The organism is Caballeronia sp. SEWSISQ10-4 2, assembly GCF_030464885.1.
In the GTDB taxonomy this organism is placed as follows: domain Bacteria; phylum Pseudomonadota; class Gammaproteobacteria; order Burkholderiales; family Burkholderiaceae; genus Caballeronia.
This window is the reverse complement of record NZ_JALPRJ010000156.1, coordinates 1-9,839: the sequence shown is the minus strand read 5'-3', so window position 1 is coordinate 9,839 and position 9,839 is coordinate 1. Positions and strand designations below refer to the sequence as shown.

12 protein-coding genes are annotated in these 9,839 nt (G+C 60.7%); 8 read left to right on the top strand and 4 right to left on the bottom strand.

Translation table 11 applies throughout. The annotated features are described in order from the left end of the window. Positions 1-206 precede the first annotated feature (206 nt). The 3 genes from modA to M0D69_RS42480 are packed head-to-tail and all read left to right on the top strand — an operon-like array spanning position 207 to position 2,418. Entirely contained in the window at positions 207-971 is a 765-nt protein-coding gene (gene modA, locus M0D69_RS42490) for a molybdate ABC transporter substrate-binding protein (RefSeq protein WP_301787781.1), read from the top strand. A 33-nt stretch (positions 972-1,004) separates the two neighbouring features. Continuing rightward, the gene (modB, locus tag M0D69_RS42485) at positions 1,005-1,679 is read left to right on the top strand and encodes a molybdate ABC transporter permease subunit (RefSeq protein WP_301787778.1); all 675 of its coding nucleotides are present in this window, start codon (positions 1,005-1,007) and stop codon (positions 1,677-1,679) included. Positions 1,680-1,692: 13 nt separating this feature from the next. Next, on the top strand, positions 1,693-2,418 hold the full coding sequence (locus M0D69_RS42480) for an ABC transporter ATP-binding protein (RefSeq protein ID WP_301787777.1): 726 nt from the start codon (positions 1,693-1,695) through the stop codon (positions 2,416-2,418). On the opposite strand, the gene M0D69_RS42475 is transcribed toward M0D69_RS42480, so the two are convergent. Together M0D69_RS42475 and M0D69_RS42470 are read right to left on the bottom strand one after the other, a co-directional pair. Next, on the bottom strand, positions 2,381-3,223 hold the full coding sequence (locus tag M0D69_RS42475) for a TOBE domain-containing protein (protein ID WP_301787776.1): 843 nt from the start codon (positions 3,221-3,223) through the stop codon (positions 2,381-2,383). The two genes, M0D69_RS42480 and M0D69_RS42475, sit on opposite strands and share 38 nt — an antisense overlap. Before the next feature lie 75 nt (positions 3,224-3,298). After that, a complete protein-coding gene (locus M0D69_RS42470; protein ID WP_301787775.1) occupies positions 3,299-4,744 on the bottom strand; it encodes a CHAD domain-containing protein in 1,446 nt (481 codons plus the stop codon). A 201-nt stretch (positions 4,745-4,945) separates the two neighbouring features. On the opposite strand from M0D69_RS42470, the gene M0D69_RS42465 reads away from it, so the two are divergent. Together M0D69_RS42465 and M0D69_RS42460 are read left to right on the top strand one after the other, a co-directional pair. Next, positions 4,946-6,541, top strand: a complete 1,596-nt coding sequence (locus tag M0D69_RS42465; RefSeq protein ID WP_301787774.1) for an inorganic phosphate transporter — start codon at positions 4,946-4,948, stop codon at positions 6,539-6,541. 310 nt (positions 6,542-6,851) lie between these two features. Continuing rightward, the gene (locus M0D69_RS42460) at positions 6,852-7,010 is read left to right on the top strand and encodes a DUF3309 family protein (protein ID WP_301787773.1); all 159 of its coding nucleotides are present in this window, start codon (positions 6,852-6,854) and stop codon (positions 7,008-7,010) included. Positions 7,011-7,318: 308 nt separating this feature from the next. On the opposite strand, the gene M0D69_RS42455 is transcribed toward M0D69_RS42460, so the two are convergent. Further along, positions 7,319-7,621, bottom strand: coding sequence for a hypothetical protein (locus M0D69_RS42455; RefSeq protein WP_301787772.1), 303 nt, complete (start codon positions 7,619-7,621; stop codon positions 7,319-7,321). A gap of 79 nt (positions 7,622-7,700) precedes the next feature. Further along, positions 7,701-7,922 carry a hypothetical protein gene (locus tag M0D69_RS42450; RefSeq protein WP_301787771.1) on the bottom strand — a complete coding sequence of 74 codons (222 nt, stop codon included), beginning with the start codon at positions 7,920-7,922 and terminating at the stop codon, positions 7,701-7,703. Positions 7,923-8,132: 210 nt separating this feature from the next. Between M0D69_RS42450 and M0D69_RS42445 the strand changes: the two genes are divergently transcribed. The 3 genes from M0D69_RS42445 to M0D69_RS42435 all read left to right on the top strand — a co-directional run bounded on the left by M0D69_RS42445 (position 8,133) and on the right by M0D69_RS42435 (position 9,694). Further along, positions 8,133-8,399: a DUF2866 domain-containing protein gene (locus M0D69_RS42445; protein ID WP_301787770.1), complete on the top strand. Its 267-nt coding sequence runs from the start codon at positions 8,133-8,135 to the stop codon at positions 8,397-8,399. Positions 8,400-8,537: 138 nt separating this feature from the next. Then, positions 8,538-8,960, top strand: a complete 423-nt coding sequence (locus tag M0D69_RS42440; RefSeq protein WP_367619843.1) for an antitoxin Xre/MbcA/ParS toxin-binding domain-containing protein — start codon at positions 8,538-8,540, stop codon at positions 8,958-8,960. A 44-nt stretch (positions 8,961-9,004) separates the two neighbouring features. Next, positions 9,005-9,694 carry an RES family NAD+ phosphorylase gene (locus M0D69_RS42435; RefSeq protein WP_301787779.1) on the top strand — a complete coding sequence of 230 codons (690 nt, stop codon included), beginning with the start codon at positions 9,005-9,007 and terminating at the stop codon, positions 9,692-9,694. Positions 9,695-9,839: the final 145 nt, after the last annotated feature.

Sequence of the window (9,839 nt, the reverse complement as noted above, 5' to 3'; positions counted from 1 at the left end):
AAGAAATGAAGTGCCGCCACGCACAGTGGCTAATAGTGATAAAGAGAACAGCTAGACAGACCGGCCACGGACGCAGAAAGCAGCAACCCGGCACCAACCCAGTCCCACGAGCGCCAGCCCCCCGACCGAGTGCGAACGAAAGAAACATCCCTACCGTTATAACCCCAAATATATTACGATGCGCTTTCTATTCCACTCGCCCGTCCATCGTGTTCAATCTCAAACACTCGCTGATAGCCGCTGTCCTTACGTTCACGCTGCAAACCACCGCACAAGCCGATGAAATCGTCGTCTCCGCTGCGGCAAGCCTGACCAACGCGTTCAAAGCCATCGGCGATGCCTACGAGAAACAGCATCCCGGCACCAAAGTCCTGATGAACTTCGGCGCCTCCGACGTGCTGATGCAGCAGATCGTGAAAGGCGCTGCCGCCGACGTCTTCGCCTCAGCCGATCAAAAAGCAATGGACAAAGCCGTCGACGAAAAGGTCATCGTCACAGACTCGCGCCGCGACTTTGCCGCGAATTCGCTCGTGTTAATCGTCCCGAAAGACAGCACGTTCGCCCCCGCCAGCGTAAAAGACCTGACGGCGGCCAGCGTGAAACGCGTGGCCTATGGCGATCCGGCATCGGTACCCGTCGGCCGCTACACCGAGGGCGCGCTCAAGCAAGCCGGCGTGTGGGACGCAGTCAGCGCAAAAGGCGTGCTGGCGACAAACGTACGCCAAAGCCTCGACTACGTGGCGCGCGGCGAAGTGGACGCGGGCTTCGTATTCAGCACCGACGCCGCCGTGATGCCGGATCGCGTAAAAGTAGCGTTGGACGTGCCGACACAAACCCCGATCACCTACCCCATCGCTCAGGTAGCGCAGAGCAAACACGCCGCCGATGCCCAGCAGTTCATCGCATATGTATTGTCGCCGGATGGCCAGAAAACGCTCGCGCAATTCGGTTTCAAGCCGCCAGTGAAATAACGCTTCTGCATAAAACGTACGAGACATCGCACCATGGACCAGGCGTGGATTCCACTGCTGCTGTCGCTGAAAGTAGCCGGATGGGCGACAGCAATCGATGTCGTCCTCGGCGTCGCGGTGGCGTTCGGTTTGTCGCGATGGCGCTCGTCGGCGCGTGAGCTCGTCGACTCGCTATTGACGTTGCCGCTGGTCATGCCACCTACCGTGTTGGGGTATTACCTGCTCGTGCTGCTCGGCCGGCGTGGCCCGATCGGTGCATGGCTCAACAAGTTCGACATCCAGTTGGTGTTCACGTGGCAAGGAGCGGTGATCGCGTCCGCCGTGGTCGCGTTCCCGCTCGTGCTGAAGTCGGCGCGCACCGCATTCGAAACCGTCGATCCGCAATTCGAACGCGCGGCGCGCACGCTCGGCATCAGCGAAGCAGCCGTATTCTTTCGCGTCACCCTGCCGCTCGCCGCACGCGGCATCCTGGCCGGCGCGCTGCTCGCGTTTGCAAGAGCGCTGGGCGAATTCGGCGCAACGCTCATGATCGCAGGGAACTTGCCGGGTAGAACGCAGACGCTCTCAGTGGCCGTCTACGCCGCAGTCCAGGCCGGCGACGACAGCACCGCGAACATTCTCGTGATCGTGACCTCAGTGACGTGCGTAGTGATCCTGCTCGCAGCCGGACGACTGCTGCCGCAGCGCTCGATGGCATCGGCACGCTGAGCGAACATTGACCATGACTGCCCTATCCGTGCGCCTGCGCAAGCATTTCATCACGCCCGAGCGCGATTTCATGCTCGATATCGCGTTCCGTTCGACCAGTCAGCGCATCGTGCTGTTCGGGCCATCGGGCGCGGGTAAAAGCCTGACGCTGCAAACCATCGCCGGGCTGATCAAGCCGGACGAAGGCGAGATCGCCCTGAATGGAACCACGCTGCTGGATACGGCCAACGGAATCGATCTGACGCCGCAAGCGCGCCGCGTCGCGTTTCTGTTCCAGGACTACGCCTTGTTCCCGCATCTGAACGTACGGCAAAACATTGCCTTCGGTTTGAAGCGCGGCTGGTGGAATCCGTCGAAGCACGTCGCGCACACGGATGTGGACTACTGGCTGAACGCGTTCGATCTGACCCAGGTCGCGCGGCAGTTTCCGGCGCAATTGTCGGGCGGGCAAAAGCAGCGCGTCGCATTGGCACGAGCGCTGGTTCCGCATCCGCAATTGCTGTTGCTCGATGAGCCCTTTTCAGCGCTCGACATGGCCTTGCGCCAGCGCATGCGGCAAGAACTTGCCGACCTTCAAAGCCGCCTGGATATTCCGATGGTGCTCATCACGCACGACCCCGACGATGTCGCCATGTTCGGCGATCAAGTCGTGAGTCTGCACGAAGGTCTTGTGCAAACCCACGACGATGGCCCGGGCGAGCTCAGTCGGTCACGCCAAGAATCACGCTCGACGCCTTGAACGCCGCAATAGCCGTCTGACCTTTCGCGAGGCCGAGCGTCGCGACGCTCTCATTGGTAATGACGGCAGTGACCGTTGTGGCGTCGTCAAGTGCCAGCGATACCTCCGCGTTCACCGCACCCAGCGTCACGCTCGACACCCTGCCGCGTAGCTGGTTGCGCGCCGAAATCCGCACCGATGCACGAGGTCCCATGACCTCGTCGACCATCAGCATGACCCACGACGCCTTCACGAGCGCGAACGCCTCGCCACCCTCCTTCAGACCAAGCGACTCAGTGCTTTCATGCGTCACGACGGCGACAACCGACTGACCGCCTGGCAATGCAAGCTCGATTTCATCGTTGACCGAACCCCGCGTGATTTTCCTGACCGTGCCGAACAGTTGATTGCGTGCGCTTGTTTTCATGCCGATCCGTCCGATAAGCCGCCAGTCCTGCGCGAAACCCTCAATAGCCGCACCCGCGCGGTCGAGAAAAAGCCGATGCTCCCGTTCGATGGCGCGATAGGTATCTATCAGTCTCAGCGCCTTCGCCGTCAGCGTGGTCCCGCCACCGCCCTTGCCACCCGTGGCACGCACGACGAGCGTGGTGCCGGCGAGATTGTTCATCGTATCGATAGCGTCCCACGCCGCCTTGTAACTCATGCCGACGGCTTTCGCCGCGCCGGTGATCGAACCAGTCTGGTGGATGGCCGCGAGCAACGCGATGCGCGCCGCCCCGCCAAGCGTGGCCTCACCGCTGCGAAGCCAGATGGAACCGCCCAGCTCGATGGCATCGTGCGGTGTACTACGGGATTCGTCGGTCATGGGGTAAGCGCGGAGTGGTAGGAAAGCTAAAAGCGAGTGCGACGATTATATCGACGCATTCGTCGATGCATTCGCTCATTTGATCCGCGGCGGTTTTATCTTGCGCAGGATGCGCTCGCCTTCCATCGCGCTCATCCGCTGGGCGTTCACGGCAAAGCCTTTCGCCAACCCTTTCTGGAAATCGCCGGCTTCATCCAGATCGGCCAATCGCTGGGCTGCGACTTCCGCGTCGTTGCCTTCACCCAGGACGCTTTGCAAATTCCCGAGCGCCTCTTCTACGCGCTTGCGGGTTTTCCGGGTGAGCAGCGTGCGGAAAAATTCGAGTGCGTAACGCAAGCGCTTGGCGTGAATCCGCACCTTGTGTCGCGTGTGGGCATCGAGCGTGGTGAGATCCGGCGCGCGCTCGATCTTCCGATAATGCTTCGTGATGCGCTTCTGCACGTAGTCCGCGAGCGTCTGGTCCGGCTGGCCCGGTGGCGCTTCGAGTCTGCTGAACCATTCGACAAACAACAGCGCGAGCCGCGCGTAGCGCGGCGAGTTCATTGCGTCTTGCAGACGTTGCCGGGCTGCGATGCGGTTCGCTTCGGCGGCGCTTTGTGTCGCTTGCCACGCGCCCTTGTGCTTCTCGTCATCCGATGCCGCGTAAGCGGCGAGCGTGGTGTCGGTGAAAACGTCCCAGTCGCGCGCGTCAGCCAGCAAGTCGCCGAACCATTTCACGTCGGGCGCCGCTCGTATCGTCCAGGTGTCGTCGATCCATTCAGGAAAAAGCTTGAGCGCTGTCTTCAACCGGCGCTGCGCCACGCGCAATTGATGCACGTGTTCAGCTTCGAGCCCACCGCGCGACGCGGCGTCGTTGCCGAACCAGTGCAGTGCAACCGACTTGCCGATCTCGACGAATGCGTCGGTCGGACTGGCATCTTCCGGCAACTTCAGCTTGGTGGCTTTGACAGGCTCACGCAGGGTGGTATCGATGGCAAACGGCGCGATCAGGAACGGCAGCGCCTCCACGATTTCATGCGCGCTGGCAAACAGCGCTTCACGTGCATCAGGGGCGGCCGTGAGTGTCAGCGTGACCGGCCGATCTGCATTCAGCCGCAGCGTGGCACGCACATGAACGCCGGTATCCAGCTCGCCGGGCGTGTCCCATTCGACGATCGCCACCTCGGTCGCCTCGCTCAATGTGAAACTGCCATCGGCGATCAGGTCCTTCAGCTCATTCTTCCGTTCAGTAAGCGCTTCTTCCGACCCGATCCAGGAATGCAGCGTGTCATACGGTCCGGCCTCGGTTTCGATCCGCCGGACCAAAGGCCAGTCCCGATGCGACGCCGCGAAAACGCGGTGGTCATCGTGCGTCTCGATTGCAAGTTCCCACTCTGGTAAACCCATACCTGCTTTCTGCGATCGCAGCATGAAATCGGTCCTGCGCGCGCCGGCGAACCGGCTCAATTGCGCCAGCACTTCGTCCGGCGGACCGTTTGGCGCGTCAAGAGAAACCATCCTCAACTCGACGAGTTGCAACATAAGTTCTCCATCATGAGCAGGCTCCTTGCCGGACAGCAAGACGCAAGCCGCTCTTTCATATCATACAAATTTCATTGCGGTGAGTCGTCATCAAACCGCCATAAAGCCTGTGCAACCATGACCAACGCACCGCCAGAAGCAACGCCTTGTCGCTCAATACTTCCCCGTTACACGCGCAGCCTCTAGCTCAAAGGACGTTCCATGCCTGACTTAACCCTCCCCGACAGCAACGACAGCAACGGCCCGCGCTCACTCGGACGCCGGCTGAGCATGCCGCTGTTTCTCGTCGTCATCGCCGCCGGCATTATTTATTGCGTGACGCATCTGATGCAGGACCTCGAGTCGGTCCAGCAGTCGTCAATACTGCCGTACGTCCTGCTCGGCGTTGCATTGATGATCGCGCTTGGATTCGAGTTCGTAAATGGTTTCCACGATACGGCCAATGCCGTCGCCACCGTCATCTACACGCATTCGCTCGCGCCGAATCTCGCGGTCGTCTGGTCGGGCGCATGGAATTTTCTCGGCGTGCTGGTGTCGAGCGGTGCGGTTGCGTTCGGCATCCTGCAACTGCTGCCGGTGGAACTGATTCTGGGCGTCGGTACATCGCAGGGCTTCGCGATGGTGTTCGCACTGCTGATTGCCGCGATCATCTGGAACCTCGGCACCTGGGCGCTCGGGATTCCTTCATCAAGCTCGCATACGCTGATCGGTTCGGTGATCGGCGTCGGACTGATGAACCAGATGATGCACGGTCCGTCGGGGACATCGGGCGTGGACTGGGGCCAGGCGCTCGCAGTGGGAAAATCGCTGCTGTTCTCGCCGCTGGTCGGCTTCATCCTGGCGGGTTTGCTGCTGTATGTCATGAAGCTCGTGGTGCGCGTTCCCGCACTGTATAAAGAGCCGAAGAAAAACACGCCGCCGCCGTTCTGGATTCGCTGCCTGCTGATCCTGACCTGCACGGGCGTGTCGTTCGCGCACGGTTCCAACGACGGTCAAAAGGGCATGGGCCTCATCATGCTGATCCTCATCGGCACCGTGCCGACCGCCTACGCGCTGAACAAGGCCGTCACGCCAGCCGAGACGCAGACCTTCCTGTCGGTCGGACATCACGCATCCGAAGTGCTCGGCAAGTACACCAACGGCGCAGCGCCCGTTGCCGACCCGCGCGCTATGGTGCAGCACTATGTGCAGACCAAGACGGTCGAGCCGGATACCGTTGTCGCGCTCAAGCAGCTCACCGATCTCATCGATGCGCAAGTCGGGCCGTCGTCGTCGATGGCGACCGTGCCGCAAGGCCTCGTGAATAACGTGCGCAACAACATGTATGTGACCTCCGAAGCGCTGCGCCTGATGGACAAGCAAAAGGCACCCGTCTTCACCGCCGACGACGCCGCCGTGCTCAAGAACTTCAAAGGCCAGCTCGATCATTCGACCAAGTTCATTCCGACGTGGGTGAAAGTGGCCGTGGCAGTGGCGCTTGGCCTCGGCACGATGGTCGGCTGGAAGCGGATCGTAGTGACGGTCGGCGAACGTATCGGCAAGACCCATTTGACGTATGGACAGGGGGCGTCGGCGGAACTGGTCGCGATGCTCACCATTGGCGCAGCAGACGTCTACGGCCTGCCGGTTAGTACGACCCACGTGCTGTCCTCGGGTGTGGCAGGGACAATGGCCGCAAACGGCTCTGGGCTGCAATGGCGCACCGTGCGCAGCCTCGCGCTTGCCTGGATCCTGACCTTGCCCGTTTCGATCGGGCTCGCGGCGGGCTTGTTCTGGGTGTTCCGCGGACTTTTCTAGGCGGTTTTTTCCAAGCGGGCTTTCCCTTCTAAACGCGCTTTTAAGCCTGTTGCCCCTTAAAGCGCGAGCGGTTTTTTCAAACCGCTCGCGCTTGCAGAATTTGCCGATCGCCGATTTCTTTTTGTCTGCCCTCCGGCCACCCTCCAGACGCCATACCCTTCCCCGCCGATGGCACACCGTTTGCTGAATGAAAGCGGCAATCGCGAGGGTATTGGCCCTGCAATCACCCGGTCCGCCGATACTCACGCCGCACCGAAAGCGGCATCGCCATTCACTCTTCAGCAGACTTTAATAAATAAGGAGAAGTGGAATGACTATCGGAACAATTTTGCTCATTGTGTTGATCCTGCTGCTGCTCGGCGCCTTCCCGTCGTGGCCGCACAGCCGCAGTTGGGGTTACGGTCCAAGCGGTATCCTGGGCGTGGTCGTGATCGTTTTGATCGTGCTGCTGCTCATGGGACGGTTATAGGGTCTTTAAGTCGACCGGTGCGTCAGCCTCAAGCATTTAGCGCTGACGCGAAACCGACGTCGCTCAAGCGCAGTGGCGCTTCCCGATGCTGCTGCGTTACCGCCCGCCAAAAAGGAGAATATCCCTTGTGGCGGGCGGTTTTCGTTGGCTTGCGCGGCCGAGTTCGCTGCTCAAGCGTTTTGCCACAACGGAAGAAGTGGTGAATAGGGTGGCGTATGTGTGTTCGGGAGCGTCGTGGCACTGCGTGTAGATGGCGGCGGTGCGGGCGGCTTTTTAGGGTTCAGGCGCCGCGCACTATCGACGCAAGATCACACGCGCAAAACACGTCCGTCCGGTCCGATCAGCGGCGGCAGGCGCGGCGTTGAGTCCGTGGCTTTAGGCGCAGCTTTGGGGCGGCCGGGATTTGACGGTGTTGTAGATAACGCCGGCGGCACGACGTTGGTTTTATCGGCGACTTGCTTGACGACCGGACCGCTCTTGCGCTTCTTCTTCGTCTGCGCCGACAGCGTGGCGTGCGGTTTCGCCTTCGCTTTATGCAGTTGCGATTCCGGTGGATTCCAGACTTCGACGTAATGCTCGGCGCCCACGGCTGCCAGCGAGCCAAAACCCATGAATCCCGCCAAAACCGCAAGCGCGATGTTCGAAGAAAGTGTGGGTAAAACAGGTCTCACAGCAAGTGCTCCAGATTGTTCAGTGTCCGCCAGCGCGCGAAAGTATAGCGTCCAGCGAGCGCTGCGATGTGTCGAGTTCAAGTAACGCGCTATCCAGCCGTTGTAGTGCCAGCGCGACGGCGCGGCCGTCCGCGTTCAGTTCCGGTTCGCTGCGCGTGGCGTCGAATGCGGCCGATACCGCGCGGGTTGCCTGCACGTATCGCGCGAGCGCAGCGGCTTCAGCGGAAGAATGACTGTTCATGTTTCGTGTCCATGCAAAACCACTCACCTGTATGAATATACAGTAATGCCGCGCGAGGGAAAAGCATTCGTGCGGCAAGCCTAAGTGTGCACGTAAACCCGTCTGGTTTTAAGTTGCGCTTAATTGTCAGAGGGCACATTACAAACGCGAGCTTTTATCGCCGCCACCGTTGGCGGCTCTTAATCAAGGCTTTCACCGCGAGGACACGTCATGGCCGCCAGCGCATCATTTCAGAACATCAAGTCCACGATGAAAACCGAGCACGCCCTGCCGCTGCATGAATGCCGGCTTTCGGAAACCGTCGAACGGCCGTGGGGCAAGCCGTATCGGATGGTCGAATGGGCGCGTAAAAGCGATCCGTGCAGTCAACTGAGCGTCGTGCCGGCGGAGTTCACCACGTCCGAAATTGCGGAAGTGCTGCGCGCTCACGTGTCAGGCCGGCGCTACGGTCCCACGGATGTCGACGGAAGCGTCTGAAGCGCACCATGGAATAAACATCCGCAGCCGGCGCTTTTGGCGTCGCTGCGACACGGACGCGCTCCCAGTCTCAGTTAAAGCTTGATATAGTCCACAAATGGACTAATATACGAATCAAGTTCCTAACGAGACTTCCTTATGCAACGCGCTCCACGCGTCTCGCGTTCCGTTCCTCCGCCACAGCCTTCGGTCGCCGACATGTCCGCCGCCGGCTTGCGGGCGTTTTTTAATATCGCGCGCGACTGGGCTCTCTCGGCCGATGAGCAGATCGTCCTGCTCGGTTCTCCTGGCCGGTCCACCTTCTTCAAATGGAAAGCTGCGCCGCAAACGGCGCGTCTGGGCCGCGACACGCTTGAGCGTCTTTCGCTGATTCTCGGCATCTACAAGGCCTTGCAGATCCTGTTGCCGCAAGCTGAGGCCGCGGATGGCTGGATCAAGCGTGAGAATGCCGCGCCGCCCTTCGGCGGGCGGCGCGCGCTCGACCGTATGCTCGCGGGCAACGTGAGCGATCTCGTGGCGGTTCGTCAATATCTCGATGCGATGCGAGGCGGTTGGGCGTGAGCGACATATCCAATTTGCCGCAAGCTGAAAACGACTGGCATGCTATCTGGCCGCACACCGAGCTCGACTGGGCGCCGGCTTATCGTGTGATTCCTACGCGCTTCCCCGCCGTGAATCTCTTCGATCGGGTTGCGTCGCCGCAGGATTTCGACGCCCTTTACGCGCTCGAGGCCATGACCAACGACCGCTTGCGTACGGAAGTGGGCGAACTGGATCTGGTGCCGGTCGCCGAGCGCCAGTTCGGCGCGGGTTATGGCCCGATCATGGCGGCCTTCACGCATTTGAATCCGAACGGCAGCCGTTTCTCCGATGGCACTTACGGTGTGTTTTATTGCGCGCGAGAAAGGCGGACGGCCATCGAGGAAACCCGCTATCACTCGGCGCTGTTTCTTGCGGACACGAAGCAAGCGCCGTTGCGTCAGCAGATGCGGCTTTATACGGTGTTGGCGCAGGGCGACGTCATCGATTTATGCAATGACCGGCTGGAACAAGCCGCGCTCGACCCAGCGATTCTCTCGCCGTCCAGTTATGTCGCGGGCCAGGCATTGGGGCGTGAGGCGCGGGAAGCGGGTGCGCCAGGAATCGCGTATCCGTCGGTGCGGGATCGCGGCGGCGAATGTCTTGCCGCCTTTCGCACCACGCTGCTGCGCGATTGTCATCACGCCGCGTATCTGGAATACGAGTGGAACGGCGAGACGGTGACCAACGTCTTTGAGATGAGCAAAGTCGGATGAAGCGGTTCGTTCGCACTCGGAGGGGGGTCGCTGGCGCTCGTTGGGCGGGGGTGGTGTTGGGTTGGTGCTTTCGGCGTTTGTGGTCAGGGGTGATGCCGGGTTGCTGCTTTCGGCCTTAGTGGTCTGCGTGAGTTAGCTGTATTTT